19 protein-coding genes are annotated in these 25443 nt (G+C 54.8%); 14 read left to right on the plus strand and 5 right to left on the minus strand.

Annotated elements, in window-relative coordinates:
• The first annotated feature begins 36 nt into the window (after positions 1 to 36).
• Complete coding sequence (locus ACFO1S_RS03725; RefSeq protein WP_204600555.1) at positions 37 to 1089, plus strand: hypothetical protein; 1053 nt, start codon at positions 37 to 39, stop codon at positions 1087 to 1089.
• A gap of 90 nt (positions 1090 to 1179) precedes the next feature.
• On the opposite strand, the gene ACFO1S_RS03730 is transcribed toward ACFO1S_RS03725, so the two are convergent.
• Positions 1180 to 2019, minus strand: a complete 840-nt coding sequence (locus ACFO1S_RS03730; protein ID WP_204600554.1) for a helix-turn-helix transcriptional regulator — start codon at positions 2017 to 2019, stop codon at positions 1180 to 1182.
• 130 nt (positions 2020 to 2149) lie between these two features.
• Between ACFO1S_RS03730 and fabF the strand changes: the two genes are divergently transcribed.
• Positions 2150 to 3388, plus strand: a complete 1239-nt coding sequence (gene fabF / locus ACFO1S_RS03735) for a beta-ketoacyl-ACP synthase II (protein ID WP_204600552.1) — start codon at positions 2150 to 2152, stop codon at positions 3386 to 3388.
• A gap of 146 nt (positions 3389 to 3534) precedes the next feature.
• Here the strand turns inward: fabF and odhB are convergent, their stop codons facing one another.
• From odhB to ACFO1S_RS03750, 3 genes are all read right to left on the minus strand, one after another.
• The gene (gene odhB / locus ACFO1S_RS03740) at positions 3535 to 4779 is read right to left on the minus strand and encodes a 2-oxoglutarate dehydrogenase complex dihydrolipoyllysine-residue succinyltransferase (RefSeq protein ID WP_204600550.1); all 1245 of its coding nucleotides are present in this window, start codon (positions 4777 to 4779) and stop codon (positions 3535 to 3537) included.
• A 5-nt stretch (positions 4780 to 4784) separates the two neighbouring features.
• The gene (locus ACFO1S_RS03745) at positions 4785 to 7679 is read right to left on the minus strand and encodes a 2-oxoglutarate dehydrogenase E1 component (protein WP_204600548.1); all 2895 of its coding nucleotides are present in this window, start codon (positions 7677 to 7679) and stop codon (positions 4785 to 4787) included.
• 260 nt (positions 7680 to 7939) lie between these two features.
• A complete protein-coding gene (locus ACFO1S_RS03750; protein ID WP_204600546.1) occupies positions 7940 to 8950 on the minus strand; it encodes a LacI family DNA-binding transcriptional regulator in 1011 nt (336 codons plus the stop codon).
• A gap of 381 nt (positions 8951 to 9331) precedes the next feature.
• Here ACFO1S_RS03750 and ACFO1S_RS03755 point away from each other — a divergent pair, with 381 nt between their 5' ends.
• The 7 genes from ACFO1S_RS03755 to ACFO1S_RS03785 all read left to right on the plus strand — a co-directional run bounded on the left by ACFO1S_RS03755 (position 9332) and on the right by ACFO1S_RS03785 (position 18276).
• Entirely contained in the window at positions 9332 to 10672 is a 1341-nt protein-coding gene (locus ACFO1S_RS03755) for an ABC transporter substrate-binding protein (RefSeq protein ID WP_204600544.1), read from the plus strand.
• Between the two features lie 100 nt (positions 10673 to 10772).
• On the plus strand, positions 10773 to 11669 hold the full coding sequence (locus tag ACFO1S_RS03760) for a carbohydrate ABC transporter permease (RefSeq protein ID WP_204600536.1): 897 nt from the start codon (positions 10773 to 10775) through the stop codon (positions 11667 to 11669).
• Positions 11669 to 12487, plus strand: a complete 819-nt coding sequence (locus ACFO1S_RS03765) for a carbohydrate ABC transporter permease (RefSeq protein ID WP_378126296.1) — start codon at positions 11669 to 11671, stop codon at positions 12485 to 12487. Before ACFO1S_RS03760 ends, ACFO1S_RS03765 begins: the two co-directional genes overlap by 1 nt.
• A gap of 20 nt (positions 12488 to 12507) precedes the next feature.
• Positions 12508 to 13881, plus strand: coding sequence for a GH1 family beta-glucosidase (locus ACFO1S_RS03770; RefSeq protein WP_204600534.1), 1374 nt, complete (start codon positions 12508 to 12510; stop codon positions 13879 to 13881).
• A gap of 6 nt (positions 13882 to 13887) precedes the next feature.
• Positions 13888 to 16476 (plus strand): glycoside hydrolase family 9 protein, encoded by a 2589-nt coding sequence (locus tag ACFO1S_RS03775; protein ID WP_204600532.1) that lies wholly within the window; start codon positions 13888 to 13890, stop codon positions 16474 to 16476.
• A 161-nt stretch (positions 16477 to 16637) separates the two neighbouring features.
• Positions 16638 to 17306: a hypothetical protein gene (locus tag ACFO1S_RS03780; protein ID WP_204600530.1), complete on the plus strand. Its 669-nt coding sequence runs from the start codon at positions 16638 to 16640 to the stop codon at positions 17304 to 17306.
• 157 nt (positions 17307 to 17463) lie between these two features.
• On the plus strand, positions 17464 to 18276 hold the full coding sequence (locus ACFO1S_RS03785; protein ID WP_204600528.1) for a class I SAM-dependent methyltransferase: 813 nt from the start codon (positions 17464 to 17466) through the stop codon (positions 18274 to 18276).
• 12 nt (positions 18277 to 18288) lie between these two features.
• On the opposite strand, the gene ACFO1S_RS03790 is transcribed toward ACFO1S_RS03785, so the two are convergent.
• Complete coding sequence (locus ACFO1S_RS03790; RefSeq protein ID WP_204600527.1) at positions 18289 to 18906, minus strand: TetR/AcrR family transcriptional regulator; 618 nt, start codon at positions 18904 to 18906, stop codon at positions 18289 to 18291.
• A gap of 133 nt (positions 18907 to 19039) precedes the next feature.
• Here ACFO1S_RS03790 and ACFO1S_RS03795 point away from each other — a divergent pair, with 133 nt between their 5' ends.
• The 5 genes from ACFO1S_RS03795 to ACFO1S_RS03815 all read left to right on the plus strand — a co-directional run bounded on the left by ACFO1S_RS03795 (position 19040) and on the right by ACFO1S_RS03815 (position 25382).
• Entirely contained in the window at positions 19040 to 20029 is a 990-nt protein-coding gene (locus ACFO1S_RS03795) for an alpha/beta fold hydrolase (protein ID WP_378126271.1), read from the plus strand.
• A gap of 27 nt (positions 20030 to 20056) precedes the next feature.
• Entirely contained in the window at positions 20057 to 20887 is an 831-nt protein-coding gene (locus ACFO1S_RS03800) for a hypothetical protein (protein WP_204600523.1), read from the plus strand.
• A gap of 881 nt (positions 20888 to 21768) precedes the next feature.
• Entirely contained in the window at positions 21769 to 22788 is a 1020-nt protein-coding gene (locus ACFO1S_RS03805; RefSeq protein ID WP_204600521.1) for a LacI family DNA-binding transcriptional regulator, read from the plus strand.
• 49 nt (positions 22789 to 22837) lie between these two features.
• Complete coding sequence (locus tag ACFO1S_RS03810) at positions 22838 to 24343, plus strand: sugar ABC transporter ATP-binding protein (RefSeq protein ID WP_204600520.1); 1506 nt, start codon at positions 22838 to 22840, stop codon at positions 24341 to 24343.
• 40 nt (positions 24344 to 24383) lie between these two features.
• A complete protein-coding gene (locus tag ACFO1S_RS03815) occupies positions 24384 to 25382 on the plus strand; it encodes an ABC transporter permease (protein WP_204600518.1) in 999 nt (332 codons plus the stop codon).
• Positions 25383 to 25443 lie beyond the last annotated feature (61 nt).

Consider the following 25443-nt stretch of genomic DNA (forward strand, 5'->3'; position numbering starts at 1 on the left):
CAAGCATCGTAGATGGGCGGTAAAGGAGTTATTGGCATGTGCAAAGCATCAAGGGTCGCCAGAGGAATCAGTCTGGTTGTTTTGCTGGGAGGGCTGTTCGGCTGCGGCGCAAACAATTCGCAAGAGCAGGAGGGTGCTCGCGCGGCAAATGCCGGGACGGCTGTCGAGACTGCGGCCGTCGTGGAGACAGAAGCTCGCGCCGATCGGGAGGAGCCTCGCTTGGAGCGGTATGAGAACGACGACTTCTCGATTCTGTATCCCGCCAATCTCCATCAGGCTGAAGCGGAGGAGGAAGGCGGGCTCGTTGCCTTCGAGAGCCGGGCCGAGGAAGGAAGCGCGCAGGAGCGATTGACGATATCCGTGAAGACCTACGAGGAGCATGCGCCTTACACAAACCGGTTGGTCGGATACCATACAGAGCAAATGGCAGAGCTGTTGAACCAGTTCATAGTCAACAAACGGGACGGATACTATGCGCATACGGCTACGGCGTCGGGAGTCCGCGCGCTGATCAACTACCAGGAGTACGATGACGGACAAACGGGAGAAACGAGAGTTCTGTACAATCTGCTCGTTCCTTTGGAGAAGAAGCTGTATCTCTTGACCTATTCCTGCTCGAAGGAGGCTTACGAAGCCAAGAAGCTGCACGCGATTCGGAAAACAACGGAGTCGATCGAGTTCAAGTCTATGCCGGAAAGCGCCTGGAACGTCCGGGATTTGAATCTGTCTACGAACGGGAATCAAGCGCTGGCAATCGCGGAGCTGAGCACGTATCGGAGCTTGAGCAACGGAATGAAGGTCAAGCCCGCGGATCTATTCCGGGACCCCCGGAAGTACTACGGGCAAGCGGTAACCGTCACGGGAACCATCGTCTATCTGGATCAGTTCGAACCGATCGGAGGCTTGCGTTCGGAGATTGTGCTGGAGACGAGGGATGGGACGTACGTGGATGTGCTGGGCATCAGAAAACCGGACAAAGAGCTGAAGCTCGGATATCGGACGACCTTGACCGGACTTCCGATCGGCAAGGGAGACGTTCCCAACGAGGATGGGGGAGTATACACGTACGTATTTTTGGTATCCGACTAGCCTAAGAAACAGGCTTCCGCCGACTGCAGGAAGGGAGCTTTGGCTCATGAAAAAAAGGGTATTCGGATTTTGTGGTGGAAAAGTCGAGAATTATTTATGGCCCATTAATTTTTGTAACTTATTTTCTGTTGTTGAATCAGCGGCGGGAGTATAGATGCTACAACGCAAATCTGAATCACCTTGAACCTGTAGGGATGTCAAGTTAAACAGCATCTTTCCTACTTTTGCATGACGAAATTCGATCAAAACCTCCGGAGCCGATTTCACCTCGCTTTGTTGCCAAAGACTGTCGAAATCGGGGTGAACAAGCTTCATTTCCTCAAGAAACCTATCGTACCATTCATCCTCCATATATTGGCCATAATAAGCACGAAAGATAGCAAGAAATCCCCTGATAAAATGGTCCCAGTTAACCGCCAATCTTTGAAGCTCCTTCCTTGTGAACAACAAACGAATCATATTGCGCTGCTCGATTGGGACTTGTTCAAAGTCTAAAAAAACATGGGATGCCGCCTCATTCCAACCGACAATAAAATAACGCCTATCTGTTATGATGGTGGGGCAAAATCGCAGCTCGTTCATAATCTTCTTTAAAGACGGACTGACTTCCGTCTGTTCTTCCTTCAATGATGCGGCTCCTAAACCCGACTCCAGTGCTAACGCATATACATATTTACGTTCATCAGCGGTCAACTGTAGCGCATTTGCGATACAATCCAAAACCGATGCGGACATTCTTATATCTCGCCCCTGTTCAAGCCACGTATACCAAGTGGTGCTGACCCCTGCCAGTTGGGCAACTTCTTCTCTTCGGAGGCCTGGAGTTCTTCTGCGACTGCCTGGGGCGAGCCCAATAGATTCAGGGAGAATCTTCGCCCTCTTTGACTTCAAAAAAGCAGACAGTGTTTGGAGTCTTGTTGCACGGTCCATGTTATCGATTCACCTTTTTATTACGTTTATTATGGTACTTATTATACTATGATATATCATTACTTGTAATAGGATAACAAATAGGACAAAATAATTTTAACTTGAGTTAGGATAAAGGAGGCACATGGGTATGGAAAGGGTTGTTATTACGGGTATGGGTGTGGTTTCGCCGCTTGGGAACACGATACAAAGCTTTTGGAATCGATTGATAAGAGGTGAATCTGGAGTTTCCCTGATTGATACATTTGACGTTTCTAGACATAAATCAAAAATAGCCGGATTGGTTCGGGATTTTGATGCAGATGGACTATTCGGGCGAAAAGAAGCACGGCGCATGGATCGGTTTTGTCAATTTGCTTTGGCTGCTGCCGAGCAGGCTTGGGAGGATTCGGGGCTTTCTCTTGAGCAGGTTAATCAGGAACGTATGGGTGTATATGTAGGTTCTGGTACTGGGGGCATTCAGACCTTGTTCGATCAAACTGCGATTATTCGAGAACGTGGTCCAGAACGGGTAAGCCCGACTTTAGTGCCCATGATGATATCGAATATGGCGGCTGCTTTCATTAGTATGAAATACGGTGCACTAGGACCAACCTTATCTCCTGTAACGGCGTGTTCAATCGGAAATACGGCGGTTGGAGAGGCATACCGAATCATCCGTTCAGGACTCACTGATATCGTTTTTACAGGAGGGGCCGAAGCCGCTGTCACAGAAATATCTTTGGCGAGTTTTGGTAATGCAACGGCTTTATCTACTAGAAACGATGATCCTACCCGAGCCAGTCGTCCGTTCGATACAGGCCGAGATGGATTCGTTATGGCTGAAGGCGCAGGAATCTTGGTTCTGGAGTCGCTTACGCATGCTTTGCGAAGAAATGCCCGAATTTATGCTGAAGTAATTGGCTATGGAGCCAGTTCCGATGCTTACCATATGGTGGCAACACATCCGGAGGGGAAAGGCGCTTATATGGCCATGAAACTGGCGATTCAAGAAGCCGGTATAGGCCCCGACGAAGTGGATGTGATCAGTGCACACGCTACTAGCACAGAAATCGGCGATAGGTCGGAAACTTTAGCGATTAAAAAGCTGTTTGGAGAAAATGCTTATCGGATTCCGGTTACAGCAAATAAGTCCATGACTGGCCATCTGTTGGGAGCTTCTAGTGCAGTAGAAGCCATCGCTTTAGTTAAAAGCCTTCAGCAAAACATCATTCCCCCGACAATTAACCAGGAGCAGAAAGATCTTGGGTGTGATTTAGACTATGTACCCAATAAAGCTCGTGAAGCCACATTGAACGTGGGGTTATCTAATTCATTTGGCTTTGGAGGGCACAATGCAGTGATCGTGTTAAAAGCCTTCAAAGGCTAATTTTCATATTAAGCAGGACGCCCTTTTCCACCACAAAATCCGAATACCCGAAAAAACAAGCGGCTGCTTCTCGCCGAAGCGCGTCCCTGCGGGACGTCTTGGGCGGTAGCAGCCGCTTGTTTCTTCTATATGCGAAATCCGGTCAATCAGCCTTCAAGCAGCAGCGTTTCCGGGTCTTCCAGCATGTCCTTGATCTTGACGAGGAATTGCACGGCTTCCGCGCCATCGACGATTCTGTGGTCGTAGGAAAGAGCGATGTACATCATCGGACGGTTCTCCATGCGTTCCGCATCGATAGCCACCGGACGAAGCTGGATCTTGTGCATGCCGAGAATGCCGACTTGCGGGGCATTCAGAATCGGCGTCGACAGCAGGGAGCCGAACACGCCGCCGTTCGTAATCGTGAACGTGCCGCCTTGCAGCTCGGACAGCTCAAGCGTGTTGTTGCGGGCTTTGCCGGCGAGCTGAACGATAGAGCGCTCGATTTCGGCGAACCCGAGACGGTCCGCATCGCGAAGCACCGGTACGACGAGCCCTTCCTTGGCGGATACGGCGATGCCGATGTCGTAGTATTTCTTGACGATAATGTCTTCGCCGTTGATTTCCGCGTTCAGATGCGGGAAAGCCTTAAGCGCGCCGACGACCGCTTTGGTGAAGAAGGACATGAAGCCGAGGCCGACGTCATGCTTCTCCTTGAAGGAATCCTTGCGGCGCTTGCGGATTTCCAGAATCGCGGTCATATCGACTTCGTTAAAGGTCGTCAGCATGGCGGCGGTGTGCTGCGCTTCAACTAACCGCTTGGCGATGGTCAAGCGGCGGCGGGACATCCGCTTGCGCTCTTCCGGCTTGTTCGCGTTCGAGGTCGGCTTGTCAACAGCCGGCTTGGAAACGGGCGCTTGCGGAGCAGGAGCCGATCCCGCCGAAGCGACGTCGCTGGAGTGAATGCGTCCGATCGGATCGCGGGCAGGCACGGCGTTCAGGTCGATGCCTTTCTCGCGGGCCAGCTTGCGGGCGGCAGGAGTCGCCAGCGTCGAGCTGTCGCTTGAGGTCGGAGCAGATGTCGGCGCAGGCGCAGGGGCGCTCTCCTTTTTCGGCGCTTCTTGAGCCGGTGCGGCAGGCGCGGCCGCTGGAGCGGAAGGGGCTGCCGCTGCTTGACCGGCGGCTCCGATGCGGCCGACGGCCTCGCCGATTTTGACGGTATCGCCTTCGGCTGCAATAATCTCGGAGATCACGCCGTCTTGCTCTGCGCTAATTTCCAGATTGACTTTGTCGGTTTCGAGCTCGAGCAGAAGATCGCCTTGCTTGACGCTGTCTCCTACTTTGACGATCCATTTCGATATCGTTCCCTCCGTAATGGATTCGCCCATCGCCGGAACAAGAATGTCATGCATTTAAGTTACCTCCCGGATTTAACTGCCGATTTCTTTTTTTGAACCAGCGTCTGATTAATAATGAATTGCTGTTCGAACGTATGGATCTGCTGATAGCCGCTTGCCGGACTCGACCGTTTCGGACGGCCGTTATAGGTGACGGATGTCTTGGACACGTCGACGATCTCGCGAATGCGAGGCTCGATGAAGCCCCAGGCGCCCATGTTCTTCGGTTCTTCCTGAACCCATAAAATCTCGGCGACGTTAGGATAGCGGTCGATAATCGCTTTGAGCTCTTGACGCGGGAACGGGTACAATTGCTCGACCCGGATAATATGAATCCAGTCGCGATCCGCATCCGGCGTTTTGTCCAGCTCCTCGGCGAGATCGATGGCCACCTTGCCGGTGCAGAGAACGATTCTTTCCACGCGCGCCGGCTGTTCTCCCAGTCCAGGCTGCTCGACGACTGTCCGGAATGTGCCTTCGCTCAGCTCGGAAGCGGAAGAAGCGACGTAAGGGTTCCGAATCATGCTCTTCGGCGCCATGACGACCAGAGGGCGAACGTCTACCGTATTCAGATTGGACGCTTGACGGCGCAGCAGGTGGAAGTATTGCGCCGCGCTGGACACGTAGGCAACCGTCCAGTTTTCTTCGCCCGACAGCTGCAGGAAACGCTCCAGTCTTGCGCTGGAATGCTCGGGACCTTGGCCCTCGTAGCCGTGCGGAAGCAGCATCGTCAATCCGGAGCGCTGCGACCACTTGGATTGGCCGGCAGAGATGAACTGATCGATCAGCACTTGCGCGGCGTTGGCGAAGTCGCCGAATTGAGCCTCCCAGATGACCATCGTCTCGGGAGCGAATACGTTATAGCCGTACTCCAGGCCAAGCACTCCGGCCTCGGAAAGCGGGCTGTTATGAACCGCGAAGGAAGCCTTCGCTTCCGGCAGAGCATGCAGCGGGCAGAAGGTGTCTCCCGTCTCGTTATCGTGCAGAACGAGATTGCGGTGAGCGAACGTGGCGCGCTCCGCATCCTGGCCGCTTAGACGAATCGGAGTGCCGTCCGCCAGAATCGAGGCGAACGCAAGCGTCTCGGCATGGCTCCAGTCGACCTTCTCCCCATCGTTAAGGGCATCAGCCCGGCGCTCCAGAATCCGCTTGAGCTTGCCGTAGACGTTAAACGACTCGGGCCATTGCAGCAAGCCTTTGTTTATGCTGCGCAGCGTATCCAGAGGTACAGCCGTAACGGGCTTGGGCGCATCCGGCGAAAATACGGTCGGTTGGGACTGATGGATGGGGTTCTTGCTTTCCTTCCCCTTAACTTCCTCGTAGGCATCCTTCAGCTTGTTCTGCACATCGCGCTTGATTTGCTCGACGGCTTCCGCAGAGAGCACTCCCTCGCGCACGAGCTTGTCTCCGTACAGACGGGCGACCGTCGGGTGAGCCTTTACCTTCTTGTAAATGAGAGGCTGCGTCGTTTCCGGATCGTCCGTCTCGTTGTGTCCGTAACGGCGGTAACCGATCAAGTCGATGACGAAATCCTTTTTGAATAAAGTGCGATATTCGCTGGCCATGCGCGCTGCGGCGATGATGGCGTCCGGCTCGTCGGCATTGACGTGAATGACCGGGATTTCGAAGCCCTTGGCCAGATCGCTTGCATAATGCGTCGAGCGGGAGTCATGGCTCTCCGTCGTAAATCCGATGCGGTTGTTGGCGATAATATGAATCGTGCCGCCGCAGGTGTAGCCTTTGATGTTGTTGAAGTTAAGCGTCTCGGCAACGACGCCTTCGCCGATGAACGCCGCGTCGCCGTGAATGATGATGGAAGCGGCAAGATCGAAATTCTGCTCGGGATATCCGGGCTTGCTGCGATCCTCCTGGGCTGCGCGGGCGAAGCCGCCGACAACCGGGTTGACGTATTCCAGATGGCTCGGATTGTTCGCGAGCATAATGCGGGTTTCCGCCGTCTGGCCGGTGGAAATCGAACGGTTGGCGCCGAGGTGGTATTTCACATCGCCCGTCCAGCCGTAATTGATGCCGATCGACCCTTCGGAAGGGATCAGCTTCTTGTTCGGAGAATGGTGGAACTCCGAGAAGATATTGCCGTAAGGCTTGCCCAGAACGTGGGCAAGCACGTTAAGGCGTCCGCGATGCGCCATACCCATGGCGATGTGGCGGGCGCCGTCGTTCGTGAGCTCGTGAACGATCTCGTCGGTCAGCGGAATAAGCGCTTCGATCCCTTCGGAGGAAAAGCGCTTCTGTCCAACGAATGTACGCTGCAGGAAATCTTCGAATTGCTCCGCTTCCAGCAGCTTTCTCAATAGGGTTTCCCGCTCGGAGTTAAGGAGCTTCGTCGAAGGAATAACCGCCTCGGCCTGCTTATTCAGCCACTGACGTTCTTCTTCCACATGAACATGACCGAATTCGAAAGCGATCGGCCCGGTGTAAATCTGACGAAGCTTCTCTACGGCATCCCAAGCATTATTGAAGGCGTAGGGTGCATCCTCCCAGGCGGTCTCGGGAGGCAACTGCTTCAGGTCGGCTTCCGTTAAGCCGTAAGTCGCGATCTCGATCATCTTCGTGCTGGCTTTCGGGCTCAGCCCCAGCGGGTCGATGTCGGCGGCCAGGTGGCCGAACGAACGTATATTCCAAGCCAATTGGCCTACAGCGATTGCTTTTTTAAGCAGGTTGGTATCGGTGGTGATCGATCCGCCGGACTGGGGCGACATACGGGTCGCGGTCGAAACGGAGAGATCGGCTTCGATGCGCGGCGGTGCGCCGTATTGGGCGAACAGCTCGCGATATTGGGGACTTACCGCTTCCGCATCGTTTAGGTAGATGTCGTATTGCTCTTGGACGTAACCAAGATTGGGGCCGAAAAACTGCTGCCATAATTCTTGCATTTTTTCATTGTCCACTGACATTGCGCATCCCTCTGCATTCATGTTAGTAAAACCGGGCGCCTTGATGTAATAACGCACCTATTTCCATTCTAATGCATTTTTATGTTCGGAAATAGACATTATTATGCATAGGAATGATCTATATAATAGATCGATCCGCAATTCCCCTCGATATTTGATTAGATTGCGCTATCCCGGGCCATTTGAACCGTGATTTCCGCGCTATTTTTTCAATTTTTTCTGTCAATGGAAGAAGGGGGGAGGGCAGGCTGGACTCAGGCTCAGGTTGCTCCGCACGATTGTCGTACGACAAGCTCGGCCTCCACGATGACGGAGGTCGGCTCCAACTGCTTGTTGATGATATCGAACAGCATCATGGCCGCCAGCTTTCCCATCTTCTCTTTATCCTGCTTAATGGAGGTCAGAGGAGGATTCGTATACCGGCAAGCCATGAGATCGTCGCACCCGATCAGCGCCATGTCCCGAGGAACGCTGAGGCCGTGCTCGCGCATCGCCCGAAGCGCCCCGAAGGCCAGCACGTCCGTGACCGCAAACATCGCCTGCGGCAGATTGCCTCGTTGAATCATCTTCTTCATCGCCTGATAACCGTTTTCCTCTTCGAAATCCTCGCTGTAGATGAACTTGTCCAGATCCACGGTCAAGCCGAACGACTGAAGAGATTGCTTAAAGGCGATCTCCCTCGTTGTCGTAATTTCCGTAACCCGATCAATGCCTAGAAATCCGATATTGCGATAGCCGGTCATATAGAAATGCTCCACGACCCGCGACGAGATTTTGTCATTGTCGGACATCAGGAAGGAGGAGTTGTCCCCGGCCAGCTTGATGTCGATGCCGATGCAGGGGATGCTGCTCTGCGCCAGCCTATGGACGCTCGGCTCCACCTGATCGCCGGCGATGATGATGCACCCCTCGACCTGGAAATGCCGGCAACGGGCCAAATAATCCTCCTTCTCCTCGAAAAACTTCTCGTTGGAGAAAAAGAGCAGGTCGTATCCGAGCAAGCCGATCTGCTTCTTGAACGAATCCAGAACGCTGACGAAAAAGGGATGGCTTAAATCGGAGTTCAGCTCTCCGGCGAACACGACCCCGATCAGATTGGACTTCTTGGTGGCCAGCGTCTTGGCCGAGGAGGAAGGTCTGTAGCCGGTTTCCTCCATGATTCTGAGGACGCGCTGCTTGGTGTCCTCCCCGACGTCGGAGTAGTTGTTCATAATCTTGGAAACCGTGGCCACGGACACCCCGGCCATCTTGGCTATGGTCTTGATATTCATCCGTTCCGACTCCTTATAAGGGGACTTTTTCACCCTATCTGATAGCTCGATACAAAACGTCTGCCGCCGTACCTAAGGACGGCGAAGCCGGTTTACTTGGCTTTATACGAAACCGTTTTCGGTAAAATTAAAGGAATAGTCTAATAGTAGTTTAGTTTTTTTCGATTATTCCGTCAACAAAACCCTGTAAACACAAGGTTTAATGTCTATTATCTAAGGATTTTTCTAATTTTATCAATTTCCTCTTTACAAATGGTAAGCTATTCGGGAATAATAAGAGTAAATTTACGAAACCGATTTCGTAACTCGCTAGCAAAAGACACCCATTGACGGAATTCGCTTTCGTAGTGTTTGTCCAATCTTGAGCTAGGGGGAAATGAAATGTTGAGAAAGAGTGCTGGATTCATCCTTGCGACAGTTCTGATTTTCGTATTGGCCGCTTGCGGAGGAGGCAACAAGGAGGGGGCTTCCGGCTCGCCGGAGAGTTCGGGCTCAGGCTCGTCCAACGAAAAGGTAACCTTGAAAATCATTCACTGGATCAACGAGCCGGTCAACAAATATTACGAGGAATTCAATAAGAAATTTACGGAACGTTACCCGAACATTAAGGTCGATTATCAGGTCGTGCCGTCCGATGCCACCTATGACCAGCTTCAGCAAACCCGAATCAAAGCGAACGATACGGATTTGCTGGCGCTGAAGAGCGGCTTTGCGCCGATTCCTCAGGAGTGGGCGGTCGGGGCGCAGGACCCGCTGTGGAAGCAGTGGATCGACGCCGGGCTCGTTGCGGATCTGAGCGGTCAGGATTTCGTCAAAAACTACAACGCGGTAGACGTGGAGAACTCCACGACCTATAACGGCAAGGTGTACGGCATCAACATGGGGAAGGTGGCCTTCAGCGGGCTTTATTACAATAAGAAGATTTTCGCGGACAATCAGCTTAAGGTGCCGACGACGTGGGATCAGTTCAAGACGGTCGTGGACACGTTGAAGGCCAAAGGCCAAAGCCCGCTGGGCTTCGCAGGCAAGGACGTCTGGCCGTTTAATCTGGCGGTGCAAGGGCTGTCGGCTTCGGTGATCGACAATCAGAACGAGTTCATCAAAGGGCTGTGGACGGGATCGACGAAGTTCACGGACCCGCAAGCCGTGGAGGTGCTGGAGAAAGCGCAGTATTTGCTGGAGAACAGCATCGAAGGCGTCATGGGCATCGATTACGGCTCGCTGCCGAGCTTGTTCGCCAGCGGCAAAGTCGCAATGATCGCGGACGGCACATGGAACGCGCCGACGTTCAAGAGTCTTGACCCGAATCTGGAATTCGGCTACTTCCCGATTCCTGGCAGCAACGACGCCGCGAAGAACAGCGCCCTTGCAGGCAAGTACGACATGTCCTGGATGGTTCTTGAGAAAGCCAAGAACAAAGACGCCGCGCTGAAATGGCTGGCGATGCAATCCGAGCCGGAGCACTACACTGAATTCGTCAAGGCATCCGGATTCCTGCCGACGCAGGACGTGAAGGTGGAGGACGCGTTCATTCAGGAAGTCAGCCCGTATCTGTCCGCGTTTAAGCTGTCGTGGGATCAATTGTTCATTAACCGTCAGAATGCCGGCGAGCACGTCAGCGGCTCCAGCGTCCATGCGGAATTCCTGGCGCCGGCAGGCCCGATCAAAACGCCGCAGGAGCTGGCCGAGATTTCGCAGAAGGAATGGGACGCGGCGAAATAAGCGAATCCGCGATAGCGGTAAGAAAAGCGGGCGGAGGGCTTCTGCAATTGAGGAAGCCTTCCGCTTTGCCTTTCGAATCTGACATAGAGGAGTGTATGGCATGTACCCGTTCGGAAGAGGAATGGCGAGGCATTTACCTATGGCGCTGTTGATGATTCCCCTTCTTCTCTACCTTGTATTTTCGTTCGGTCCGTCCGTCGCGACGGTGTTTTTCTCCTTCACGAACGCGACGGGGCTGCCCGGGATGGAGTGGCAATTCGTCGGCTTTGACAATTACGACAGGTTGTTCAATTCTTCGGATCAGGCCGAGCGGATTCGTTCTGTTCTGAATTCGCTCCAGTTCGCGCTGCTTGTCGTCGTGCTGCAGAACGTGCTCGGCTTGTTCGTGGCGCTGCTGGTCAACCGCAAGCTCAAGGGCGATTCCTTCTTTCGGGCGACATATTTTCTTCCCGTTGTGCTTGGGGTCACCGTATCGGGTCTCGTATGGCGGATGATGATGAATCCGCTGGGCGGACCGCTCTCAGAGCTGTTTAAGTGGCTGGGCTGGCCGACCGGATTTTTGTCCAGCTACGGCGCGGCGTTCGAGTGGGTTATTTTCGTGCAGATCTGGATGTACATGGGCTACTCGATGACGATCTTTCTTGCGGGGCTGCAATCGATTCCGAAGGATCTGTACGACGCGGCCCACATCGACGGTACTAGCCGCTGGCAAGCATTCCGGCATGTGACGTTCCCGATGATCGCGCCTTCAACGACGGTTAATATGCTGCTAGCCATTATCGGCGCGCTGCAGACATTCGACATTATTTACGTGCTCACCAACGGGGGCTTCAATACGCGTACGCTGGCCTTCGATATCTATAGAGATGCCATCGCGAACAACACGACGGCGGATTATGGCTTGGCTTCGGCAGGCGCGATGGTGCTGTTCCTGTTCGTCTTTGTCATCGCAGTCGTGTCCATGGTCGCGCTGAGAAGAAGAGAGGTGGATCTGTGATCCGGGAGTCCAAATGGCTGCTGTCCTCACGGTATTTAATCGTACTGCTTTTTCTCGTCATTTATCTCGTTCCTCTATTTTATTTGTTCAACGTGTCGATGAAGACGCAGATGGAGCACTTGAAGGCTCCGGTAAGCCTGTTCGAGCAATTTCGGTTCGGCAACTTCTCGACCGCCTGGGACAAAGGGGATTTCTCCAAGTACATCGGCAACAGTCTGCTCTATACGGCGGTTTCCACGGGGCTGTCCATTCTGCTGTCGTTGTTCGCGGCTTTCCCCATCGCCCGTCGTTACGTGAAGTTTTCCAACCTGATCTATCTCTTCTTCGTCATGTCGATGTTTTTGCCTAACCCGCTCGTACCGCAATTTTGGCTCGTGAACGAGCTCGGCATGTACAACACGCAATGGGGCTATATTTTGCTGCGGACAGGCGGCACAGGCATTGCCTTTCTTATGTTTGTCGGATATTTGAAGTCTATCTCAAGGGAAATGGACGAGGCTGCGGCGATGGACGGCTGCGGCTACCTGAGGTATTTGTTCCAGATCGTCGTGCCTCTCGTTAAGCCGGTAATGGCGACCGGAGTGCTGCTGACGGCGATCGGGGTATGGAACGACATTATCGGGCCGACGATCTACTTGTCCGACAATAACTATCAGCCTATTACAAGAGGGCTGTTCGCCTTCTATGGCCAGTATTTGAACGATTGGCCGCTGCTGGCTTGCGGCATCATCATCGTGGCTGGCCCGCTGATCGTGCTGTACACCTTCGTGCAGCGGTTTCTCGTTAGCGGCGCGCTCGCCGGTTCGGTCAAATTCTAATGCGGGAAGAGAGGAAGTCCATGAGCGACGGCTTGAAATTTCCGAACGATTTTCGATGGGGCATCTCCACCTCCTCCTATCAAATAGAAGGGGCGGCGACTGCGGACGACAGAACGCCATCCATATGGGACACTTTCTCGGGAACTCCGGGCAAGGTGTTCGGCGGGCATACGGGCGCGGAAGCTTGCGACCATTATCATCGTTATTCCGACGATATACGGCTGATGGCCGAGCTGGGAGCGAAGCATTATCGCTTCTCGGTCTCATGGTCGAGAATCTTTCCGGAGAAGGGCGTGCTTAACGAACGCGGCATCGCCTTCTACCGAAAGCTGCTCGAACAGATGGAGGCGCACGGCATTCAGCCGATGGCAACGATCTACCATTGGGATTTGCCCCAATGGATGCAGGACGAGGGAGGATGGGCTCATCGCTCGTCCGTCGGCTACTATCTGGAGTTCGCCCGGGTCTTGTTCGAGCGCTTCGGATACGATATTCCGATGTGGGTGACGATTAACGAGCCATGGTGCGCGTCCATACTCGGATACGGCCTAGGCGTTCACGCTCCGGGCCATACCGACTGGCGGGAGGCGCTGGCGGCCGCCCATCATCTGCTATTGGCGAGCGGCGAAGCGATCAGGGACTATCGCAGCCGGGGCCTGAAGGGCCGAATCGGCATTACGCTTAATCTGGACGACAACGAAAGCGCAACGAACGAGGAGCGGGACGAAGCGGCTCGCAGCCGGCATGACGGGCATTTGAACCGATGGTTTCTCGATCCGCTGTTCAAGGGCGACTATCCGGAGGACATGAAGGCTTGGTATCGTCCGCTTGTCGGAGAATGGGACTTCATTGCTTCGGGAGACCTGGAGATCATTCGCGATCCGGGGGATTTTCTTGGAATCAACTATTACACGCGGGCGATCGTTCGCGAAGGGAACGAGCATCCGGTGCTGCGGCTCGAGCAAATTCTGCCGGAGGATTGCGTGAAGACGGATATGGGCTGGGAGGTTCGTCCGGAGTCGCTCTACAGGCTGCTCTGCCGCATTCGCGACGAATACGGCTCGCTTCCGCTCTATATTACGGAAAACGGCTCCGCTCAAGCCGATGAGGTCAAGGACGGCAGAGTGAACGACGTGGAGCGGATCGCGTATGTGAGCGGGCATCTTGCGGAGGCGCTGCGCTTCATTCGCGAAGGCGGCAATCTGCAGGGCTACTATCTGTGGTCGTTCTTCGATAATTTTGAATGGGCGTTCGGATACGACAAGCGATTCGGCATCGTCCATGTGGATTTTGACACGCAGGCGCGCACGCCCAAGGAAAGCGCCTATTGGTACAGAAATGTGATGCGGGAGAATGGCTTGCCTGACCCGGTCGCGAATTCCGGGAAGGGGTGAAAGCGCATGTCTGGCTATACCAAGCTGATGAAGCCTGACGAAGGCCGCTCCGCCGCCTCGCGTTGGCTGAATAAAGCCGTTCTTGAATCGGTGCAATTGGACGACGCGACGGATGAAGGAAGCTGGCGGCTTGTGGAGCAGGGAGAGATGACGCTGGTCGGGGAGCTTGCGGGCCACGGCAGACGGGCCGTCCGCATGACCTCGCCGACGACTTCCGATAAATCCTACCAGACGGAGGCGCCGGGGCGACCGCACGGCAAATGCTCCGTTCTCAGAAAAATTCCCGGCGAGAGCTGGGAGAGCTATAATCGGGTGGCGTTCAAGGTGTATCCGATGCTGCCGGGCTTTCGAACCATTTCGATGTCGGTCGTTCTGCATAACGAAGGCGGGCGGCCGATTCCCGACAAGTACTTGCGCGAGGGCATTCATTATTTCCTGCTCAAGCCGGATTGCTGGAATGAAGTCGTATGGGAAATCGCCCACTTGCCTCGCGATCGGGTGACCGGGCTTGAATTCGTTTATCGGCTGCAGGGCAGCGACGAAGGGGCGGCCCGGACGGTCAGCTACGACATCGGCGATGTTCGCCTGCAGAAGGTGGAGGCGGATTACTACGAGGGCTGGGGCGTGGCGCCCGGACGGATGGCTTACAGTCATTCGGGCTACACCCCTCTTTCGGAGAAGAAAGCCTTCCTCCGCGATAACGGCGGCGAGGTTTTCCGATTGATCGACGCGGCGACGGAGAAGACGGTGCTCAGCGGCCCGGTGCGAACCGAGGCGTCGGCCATCGGCACCTTCAGCGTGCTCGATTTTTCCGCGTGGACGGAGCCGGGCACATATCTTCTCGAAGCCGGGCCTTGCCGGAGCGAGCCGTTCCCTATCGGGAGACAGGTGTGGGAGCCCAGCATTCGCAAAACATTGAATTTCTTCAGCGGTCTGCGCTGCGGAGAGGAGGTGCCGGGCATACACGGGGAATGCCATCGCGATTTTCTGTGCGAGCATGAAGGCAAGCGCATTGTCATCAATGGCGGATGGCATGATGCGGGAGATCTGTCCCAGGGGGCGGTCAACACGGCGGAAGCCGTCTATGCAATGCTTAAGCTGGCTGCCTCCGTCAAAGCGGAGCAGCCGGAGCTGTTCGCGCAGCTTCGACAGGAAGCCCGCTGGGGGCTGAAATGGCTGCTCAAGACGAGATTCGGCGACGGCTACCGAACCACATGGGCGACGATGGACCTGTGGACCGACGGAATTCTGGGAACCGAGGATGACGAGATTTGCCAGGCGGGCAACGATCCGCTCGCCAACTATGCGGCTGCTGCGGCCGAAGCGCTGGCGACGCGGGAATGGGAGCGGGACGATCCGATCTTCGCGGCGCAGTGCTTGCAGGCAGCCGGGGAGGACTGGGCGTTCGCCAACGCACAGCTTGATGCCGGAGGAGTAGAGGATGATCACTACGTCGCCCCCTTAACCGTTGCGGCGCAGGGGATTCTGGCGTCGACGGAGCTCTATCGGCTGACGGGAGAAGAGGCTTATCGAGAAAGGGCGATCGCGCTGGCCGACGATGTGACGGGCTGTCAGCAGCGGACGCTGCCGGATTGGCCTGTTCCGCTGCGGGGATTTTTCTATACGTCGAGCTCGCGAACAAAGCTGCTCCACTATTCTCACCGCGGTCATGAGCAGGCTCCTGTCGTAGGGCTTGCCGAGCTGTTGACGCTGTTTCCGGAGCATGAGAACTGGGGGCGCTGGTATTCGGCGATTGCGCTGCACTCCGAATATCTGGCGCGGATGTCTGAGTTCACGCGGCCGTATGGCATGCTCCCTGCAGGGATCTACGACCGTGAAGAATCAGACGACCCGGATTATCAGGAGCAGGTGCAGCATGGCATAGCCTTGTCCGATCGCTATTCCTTGCGCTTGTTCCCGGTGTGGTTCGGAATGAGAGGAAACAGCGGCACGGTATTGTCCCAGACCAAAGCGCTGACGGTTGCGGCCAAAGTCCGCGGAAGCCGATCTCTGCTGAATCTGGCTCGGCGGCAATTGGAGTGGACGGTTGGCGCCAATCCCTTCGCGCAAAGTCTGATGTACGGCGAAGGCTACGATTATGCGCCGCAGTATACGGCTGTCTCGGGCGATCTTTGCGGCTCGCTGCCCGTTGGCGTTCAGACGCGAGAGAATTACGATATTCCGTACTGGCCAATGCAAAATTGCTACAACTACAAGGAGGTCTGGGTTCATCCCTCTTCTCGTTGGTTGTGGCTGATGGAGGATCTGTATGGCGCGGAAGCGGGCGAGACGTCGGCAAGGTCCGATAGCGGCGCCGGCCCTTCGAGCGCGAACCGCGCGACGGAGCTGTCGATAACGGCTGAGCCCTGCGAAGAAGGCATTCGTATCTATATGACAGGCACGAATGCTCAATGCTACCGGCTGCGGACATCTAATCTGGCGTGGGTTGGATCGGAGCTTCTGGAGGCAGAGACAGAGCTTTGCTCGTTTGGTCGGGCAAGCGTTATCTGTTCTGTCATTGATACGGAGGAGCCCTGGTTTCTGGTCGTTCTAGATACGAGCAGCGGTCGGAGCTGGGAATATGCAGGAAATTGACGGCAAGACCTCGAAAGAGTTCATATCCAATCCTCAAGTCAACCAGAGCAAATCTGGTTGGCTTTTTTATCCTCCCGTCCGAATAGACTTGAAAAAAGCTCGAAATTCGGGTGAGAGGATAGCGGTTTTTGGGTAATAACCGGATAAGGAGGCGATTGCCTATGATCTATCCCGTTGCGAATGAGCGCAGAGGAGTTACGGCTGTGTCATCCGTTTCTTATCCGCAATTCGGACAGACGGCCAATCGGCGGCACGACGGCGCCTGGCTGTTGTCTTACCCGACGCCTTACGAGCAATACGCCAGGAAGGCCGCTTCCCGAATTACAGACATTCTGAACGCGATAAGGCAATTGCAAGCCTCCGCCGATGCCGTCACACAGTTGTTCGCAGACAAGGCGGCTCGTCCGGAGGAACAGGACATTCTTGGGCCGGTTCGACGGATGGTCGGCGCCTACAATGAGGTGCAGGGGCTGCTGGACGAGGCGCGAATCTATGTCAGCTCGGAGATTGCGGTACGCTTCGAGCGAGCCGTTCGTTCCTTCGAGTACGAGCAGCTTGGAATCGGCCTGTCGCGGAACGGACTGCTGCTGTTCGACGAGCTGCGCTTCAAGCAGGCCTTGGACTCCCGATACGAGAGAACCTCCAGCGCGCTCGCCCAGGGCTTGGCCGCCAGTCTGGCGAGGGAAGCTCGCCGTCTGAATGAGGCGCCTGCCAGCCATATGCTCAACAAGAAGGTTCAGGCGCTGCAGCAGCTTGCCGCGTATCAATCGACGATGGACGCTTCCTGGCAGCTGCCCTCGGCAGGGATACTTCTGAACAACCGGATCTAACATGCGAGGGCCAGCCTTGTGGAGGTTAAGAGGCGGCTCTTTCTTTTGTTTGTTTTATAGTACGATTGTGCTAAAATGAAGCCGGAATAACGATAAGTTGAGCGCAAGGTTAAGGAGAAACAAGACCACAGAGGTTGAGAGCCCGGAGATGAGAACCATGGAGATGGAAAAGAACGAAAATCGGAAAAACTGGGATGACCGCACGAAAATCCACGAGAAATCCTCCTTCTACGATGTCCAATCCTTCCTGAAGGGAAGATGCTCTCTGCTGCCGCTGGAGAAGCAGGAGCTGGGAGATCTGTCGGGCCGCACGATGCTGCATCTGCAGTGTCATTTCGGACAGGATTCCTTGTCTTGGGCCAGAAGAGGCGTGAAGGTTACCGGGGTGGATTTTTCCGAGGAAGCGATTCGGCTGGCGCGTTCACTGAACGACGACCTCGGTCTGGATGCGAGATTCGTGTGCTCGGATGTTTATGCGATCCCGGAAGCGCTGCCCGATGAGCGCTTCGACGTGGTATACACCTCTTACGGCGTGCTGTGCTGGCTCCCGGATTTAACCCAATGGGCTCGTATCATCCGGCAGAAGCTCAAGCCTGGCGGCTTGTTCTATATCGCCGAGCAGCATCCGGTCGCGGATCGCTATGAAGCCGATGAGGGGGTGCTGCGCCCCTGCTATTCCTACTTCGAGGACAAAGCGTTGCGTTTCGAATCGGATACGACCTATGCGAGCGACGGGACGGAGCCTCCGTTAAATCATAAGGTAACCTATGAATGGCAGCATCCGATGGGCAAGATCGTGACCGCGCTGATCGAGGCGGGGCTGCGGATCGTCCATCTGCATGAATTTCCCTACTGCATGTACGAGAAGTATCCGGGGTGCATGGTCCGGGACGAGGACGGCTGGTGGAGGCTGAGGGACGAGCCGGCGCTGCCGCTGCTCTTCTCCATTAAAGCCGTTAACCCGGAGTAATAAACAGACCCGTTAGAGGGACTCCCCCGACGGGTCTCCACGGTACAGTGAAGCAAGGTGCTGATCCAGCATCCGCTCAATCCGTTCTTGCCCAAGCCGTTCCGGGCGCAGCATACGATGCAGGGCAAGCCCGTCCACTAGCGCGTGGAGCTTGTCCGTCTCTGTCCCGGGATCCCAGGATAGCTGCGTTCCTTCCTTACGTGCCAAGGCGCGAATGACATAGTCGGACACCGCGTAGAGACTGTCATCCATTTGCGCGCTCAGCTGCTTCAATTCCGGATATACGAACGTTTTCGAGGTAAAGGTCAGCCAAACCTCCATTTCCATTTTTCTCTCCGCATCCAGGGGGATGAATTGCAAGAGCAAGTTTCTAAAGGCGATGAGCGGAGGCTCGGAGGCGATGTCAATGCTTTCGAGTCTTCGTTCGATTCGGGCGCGGAATTCGTTCATGCAGAAGACCAAAAGTTCTGCCTGCGTGGCGAAATAATGACGAAGGGCGCCGGCAGACACCTTGGCTTCTGCGGCGATCTTGCGTACGGTAGCATGCTCAAGACCCGAGTCTTGAATCACTCGTAAGGCGGCTTCGGCAACAATACGTCGTTGTTTCTCGTGATCTACGATTTTCGGCATGCTCCCATTATACACTCTTCTCTTTTATAATACAGTGTGCTATATTAAAATTGTTATTTAACACGATGTATTAAATAAGGAGAGAAACAGAGAAACGATGAATCCAATTGTAGACAGAAGCAAGAAGCCACGAATGGGAAGATGGAAAAAGGGACTGATCGGCGGCTTATCGCTGCTGCTCCTTCTTGTCGGTTCAGGTTTTGTATACGAATGGGGAGCATCATCGCTGGCCAAACGGCAGTATCCCCCGACAGGCAAGCTGGTGGATGTTGGAGGATACCGGTTGCATGTGGATCGCATGGGCCAAGGCTCGCCGACGATTATACTGGAGGCCGGGAGCGGGGAGACCAGTCTGTCGTGGAAGGACATTCCCCAAGAGCTTTCGCAATATGCGACGGTCGTGTGCTACGACAGGGGCGGTTACGCCTGGAGCGATGAAGCGAATACGCCGAGAACGGGCGCGAATATCGTGAAGGAGCTGCATACGGCATTGGAAAACGAAGGCATTCCGGGACCCTATCTTCTGGTCGGACATTCTCTCGGAGGGATGTACGCCCGGCTGTTCGCCCAGACGTATCGGGACGAGGTTGCGGGTCTGGTGCTGATCGATGCCCGTCCCGAAAACGATGCGCGGGATACGGCGGACATCTATGCTCGCGAATCCGTCAGCGGCAAGCCGCCCGCATGGGTTTCCACGCTGCTGAAGCGCTCGGGATGGCTTCGTCTGCTTCGCGATCCTCTCCTAAACGGTCTTGTTCCCAAGGAGGAGCGCCAAACATTCGTTAACGTCATAGCCACGCCGAATTATTTCGATGCGGTTGACGAGGAGGGAAGCTTGACCGATTCCGTGGAGGACGTCATACGGGAGCAGGATCTGGGAAATCTGCCGGTACGGATTATCGCGCGCGGGCTCCCTCAGGATTATGCATTGAGCGGCATATCGGAAGAAGGCGGCCGTCAACTGGAGGAAATCTGGCAGCAAGGGCAGAGAGGGATGCTGGACATCTCAGACAATAGTCGGCTGATCGTCGCGGAGAAAAGCGGGCACATGGTCATTCATGACGAGCCCGAGCTGGTAGTGGACGTGATTAAAGAACTATTGGATAATAAGGATATTCCTTAAAAATCTGAACAAGGTCAGGGTGCCGGAATGAGCAAAATAAACCGTTATGTCACAATCATGCTGTCGCTGGCGTTATTGACGTTCAGCGCAGCCGCGCCGATGTCCGCTCAAGCGAAGGCGGCAAGCGGAGAGCTGCAAGCGAAGAAGCTGGCCTTCGCCTACGCGGACAAAACCGGGAAGCGGCTGTTGGCGGCGGGCGTAACCAGTCCGCAGCGATTCACTCAAGCGATTCATGCGCCGGGGATGCAGAAGCAGGCCATTTTCGTCAAGCAGCAGAAAGCGACGGAGAAGAGCAACGGACGGCAGAACGAATGGAATTTCAATCAGGATGAGGGCGGGCTGTTCAAGCTGGCCGCGGGCAAGATTCTGCACAATTCCAGCGTGCTGCTTGCGGAGAAGGATGCCTTTCAAGGGCACCGGTTCCTGAAATATCAAGCGGTCAAGGACGGAAAGCTGGAGGACGATGTCATTGCCGCGGTGGAAAAGGCCAAAAAACGCAAGGTTGTAAAGCAAGGCCTTCTAGGCAGCGCGCCTTCGGGCGTTCGAATCGCGCTGGTGGAGTTCGAGAGAGTGAAGGGAGAGAAGCCGCTGGCGAGCCTGCTTCTGAAGACGGAGCAAGGGCTTTTGTTCCAAGATTTCGTCGGAACCGAGGACGAGTATTCGACTTGGCGCGTGGACGACGGCGGCGAAATCTCCGCGCAGGACTTCCGTATCCTGTTCGTAACGGCATCGGATGCGGGCTATTCTCTGGCTTACGAATGGTTCGGAGCAGAAGGCTCCTCGCTGGAGGTTCTGCAGCAGCAGAAGACGAAGTTCCGCTCCGTCTTGGAAGGTTATCGTTACACGGCGCCGGTTTAACTACCGGCGTTTGTTCTGTGCTTTATCGACTCTGCGACCCCAAAAAAAGTGGAGTTGCGGCAAGTCAAACGTCGGAGAAAATGTCACCTTAACTCATCCGAGAAAAAGTCATGTTCAAGTGGTACCGAGGCGATTCGCTAAAGCGCATCGACATAGCGATTATGTTGAGAATACAGGACGCCATGAGAATTGCCCTTGCTTGTGGTATGCTGGATACCTGCTCCGTGCTGGTCGGTAGTTCGACTTTGCAGCACTATTCCTCTCCTCACCTGCTCCGTGCTGGCCGTTAGTTCGACTTTGCAGCACTACTCTTCTCCCCACCTGCTCCGTGCTGGCCGTTAGTTCGACTTTGCAGCACTACTCTTCTCCTCACCTGCTCCGTGCTGGCCATTAGTTCCACTTTGCAGCACTATCCTGCTCCTCACCTGCTCCGTGCTGGTCGTTAGTTCGACTATGCAGCACTATTCTGCTCCTCACCTGCTCCGTGCTGGCCGTTAGTTCGACTATGCAGCACTATCCTGCTCCTCACCTGCTCCGTGCTGGTCGTTAGTTCGACTATGCAGCACTATTCTGCTCCTCACCTGCTCCGTGCTGGTCGGTAGTTCGACTTTGCAGCACTACTCTTCTCCTTCCGCATTAGTCCTATGTCCACTCATGATCTTCTCCATCACGACAGCCTTCTTCATCTCTACTCTGCTCAATGTCAATGTCTCCTGGCTCATGGTATCCTGATCTCAGAACAGTTATAGGGTGATGACATTATCACAGCACAATGACAAAAAAGTGAGTTGCGGCATTGACGAAAACGCTTACGAGTGTTAATATGACATTGATAAAACGATTTATCAAAAGTGCAAACGGTGTGAAAGGAGGGGTTTTCGTTGCGAGTTACGATTAAGGACGTGGCAAGAGAATGCGGGATATCGGCAGCTACGGTATCGCTCGTGCTGAATGACAAGGAGTGCCGCGTTTCCGAAGCGACGCGCGCGAAAATTCTTAGAATAGCGGCTGAGATGAACTACAGGCCCAATCATTTTGCGGTAGGGCTCGTGACAAGGAAAACCCATACGATCGGCTTGATCGTGCCGGATGTCGGCAACTTCCACTTTGCCGAGATGAGCAAAGCGATTGAGCAGGAATGCCGAAACAACGGCTATATCGTCATTCTCGGCAGCTACGGAGAGTCGGACGAGCAGGCCTACGCTTATTTCAAGGAATTTATAGACAAAGGCGTCGAAGGCATCATTTTCGCCAAGCCGATGCTGGTCGAGCTGTCCGAGAAGGATCGGCAATGCTTCGCACTGGCTGAAAGCGCGAGCATTCCGGTCGTAACCTTCGAGCCGGTCGAGGTTCAAGCGACCGTCGGCGTAGTCAGCTACGACTACGAGGCGGGCGGCTATTTGGCGTCCAAGCATCTGATCGATCTGGGGCATCGCCGTATCGGCTGTCTGACGGGACCGGATAACATGATCTCCTCGGTGGCGCGTAGAGAAGGTTATAAGAGAGCGCTCGCCGAAGCCGGCATTCCCTTCGATCCAACCCTCCTCTATGAAGGGGATTTCGCTGTTCAAAGCGGGATAGAAGCGTTGCCGCATCTGCTGGGCCAGGGCGTCACGGCGTTGTTCACGTTTAACGATATGATGGCGCTGGGCGTATACAAAGCCGCAAGGCAATACAAACTAAAAATCCCAACCGATCTGTCCATTGTCGGCTTCGATGACACCTTCCTTAACGAGATTTTGGAGGTTCCTTTGACTTCGGTTACGCATCCGGCCGATAGCTTGGGCAAGGAGAGCGCGAAGCGCATGCTGAGTCTCATTAGAGGAGAGGCCTCTTACGAGGGGAGCTTATTTCCTCCTACGCTAATGGTCAGAGGCAGCAGCGTTCGTCTTCGCGTTTAATTTTTTTTAAGATTTGGTAAAACGCTTTATCAAATAAAGGGGGGAACAAATGAACGAAAATTACGTGGTTGAAATGCTCGGCATATCAAAGGCGTTCTCGGGCGTAACCGTGCTGAACGGGGTCGATCTGAGGCTGCGCAAAGGGTCCGTTCACGCCTTGGTCGGCGAGAATGGCGCGGGAAAATCGACACTGATGAAAATTCTGACCGGAATGTATGCGGATTACGGCGGGAAGATCGTGCTGGAAGGGAAAGAGGTTCGATTCGGCAGCGAGAGAGACGCCCTTCAAACAGGCATCGCCATTGTGGCCCAGGAGCTGACGCCGATCACGGAGCTGACGATCGCGGAAAATATTTTTCTGGGCCGCGAGCCTCAATCCCGGCTGAAGGGCGTCATCTCCTACCGTCGGCTGTTCGATCAGACGAAGGAGCTGATGTCTGCGCTGGGGCTCGGGTACGACCCCCGCACCAAGATGAAGGAGCTCAGCGTCGCGGAAACCCAGATGGTTGAAATCATTAAAGCGATATCTCGTCAGAGCAAGATCATCGTCATGGACGAGCCTACGTCGGCGTTGACGAACACGGAGACGGAATACCTGTTCCGCCAGATCGACGCCTTGAAGGAGCAAGGCATTGCAATCGTGTTCATCTCGCATAAGTTTGACGAGATTTTCCGCATCTGCGATACCGTTACAGTGCTTCGCGACGGCAAATTTATCGGAACCCATGCTATCGGCGAGCTTACCGAGGACAAGATTGTGGCCATGATGGTCGGCCGGGAGATTACCGATATTTATCCGCCGCTGGGGGAGCCGGACGAGCCGGTGGCGTTCGAGGTTCGCAGCCTGACGCGACGCGGCGAGTATGAGGATGTCAGCTTTCGGGTGCGGCAAGGGGAAATTGTCGGCATTGCCGGCATTATGGGGGCTGGACGAACGGAGGTCGCGCGGTCGATCTTCGGATTGGATCGCCCGGATGCCGGAAGCCTAATCCTTATGGGGCGGGAAGTAACCATTCGCAATCCCGAGCAAGCGATTCGGCTGGGCATCGCGATGGCTTCGGAGGACCGCAAAAACCTGGGCTTCGTCGGAGTCAGATCGATCAAGGACAACATCGCTTTGCCCAACATGGATATTTTCTCGCGCTGGGCGTTTATCTTGAAGAACAAACTGAACGATCAAGCCAAAGCGATCAGCGGATCGCTTGCGGTTAAAGCCTCCTCGCTGGATATGCCGGTCAGCCAGCTCAGCGGGGGCAATCAGCAGAAGGTCGTATTGGCCAAGTGGCTTGTTCGTCAGATCAAGCTTCTGATCCTGGACGAACCGACGAGAGGCATTGATATCGGCGCCAAGGCGGAGATTTACAAGCTGATGCGCGATCTGGCCCGGCAGGGAATTCCGATTCTTATGATCTCCTCGGAGCTGCCTGAAGTCATCGGAATGAGCCACAGGGTGCTGGTCATGGCGGAGGGGCGAATCCAGGGGGAGCTGCAGCGCGGGGAAGCGACTCAAGAGAGCATCATGAAGCTGATTGTAAATGCCAAGAAGGAAGCGTAATGGCAAAATGTAAGCGTTTTATTTAAGGGGGATGGACAGCATGGGCTTCAAATCAGGCAATCAAGGAAGCGCATTGACGGCGGATGCGGTGACCAAAGGAAGCTCCGTCGATTGGAAACTGCTTTATCGGAAGTACGGAATTCTGCTTATTTTCGTGGCTATCATGATTATTTCGGCTCTTCTCAATCCGAATTTTCTGGAGCCTGCCAATCTCCTGAATATTCTGCGTCAAAATTCGGTCATCGCCATCATCGCGTGCGCGCAGACGATTCTGATCGTAAGCGGCATGATCGATTTGTCCGCAGGCTTCGTTCTTACGCTTTCCGGCTGTCTGGCCTGCGGCGTCATGGTCAATACGGGCTCTCTCCCGCTTGCGCTGGGAACCGGGATTATCGTGGGGGGATTGTGCGGATGGGTCAACGGCTTTCTCGTGACGAGGTTTGGATTGCAGCCCTTTATCGCAACGCTGGCTATGGCGAACGTGGCGAGCGGGATTACCCAGGTCTACACGGGGGGCAGCGCCATTTCCAGAATCGGCGACTTGAAATACGTAGGACAGGGGTATCTGGGTCCCGTGCCGCTTCCCATCGTCATTATGCTGTTCATCGTTGCCCTGACTTGGTTCATCATGAAGTATACTCGCTTCGGGCTTTACATCTATGCAATCGGCGGCAACGAGAAAGCGACGATCGCCTCCGGAATACCGGTGAACCGCGCGAAACGGAGAATATTCGGTCTCAGCGGATTGTTCGTCGGACTGGCCGGCGTAGTGCTCATGGCCCGCCTGAATTCCGGACAGCCTTCCGTCGGCGCGGGGTACGAGTTCGATGCGATCACGGCCGCGATCGTCGGGGGGACGAGCTTCAACGGCGGAATCGGCAACGTATTCGGCACGCTGATCGGAGCGCTGATCGTCGGCATGATTAACAACATTCTGAACTTGATGAACGTCTCGACCCAATATCAGCTCATTATCAAAGGCGTACTGATCGCGGCGGCGGTCATTATCGACCTGCGAACCAAATCTGCGCGATCCTGATCTCAGGGCGGTAGTTGAGGAGGTGATGCCGGAAGAACGCATGCGACTGGTGATGCGTCTG

It is taken from the genome of Cohnella boryungensis, assembly GCF_042651945.1.
Lineage (GTDB): Bacteria > Bacillota > Bacilli > Paenibacillales > Paenibacillaceae > Cohnella > Cohnella boryungensis.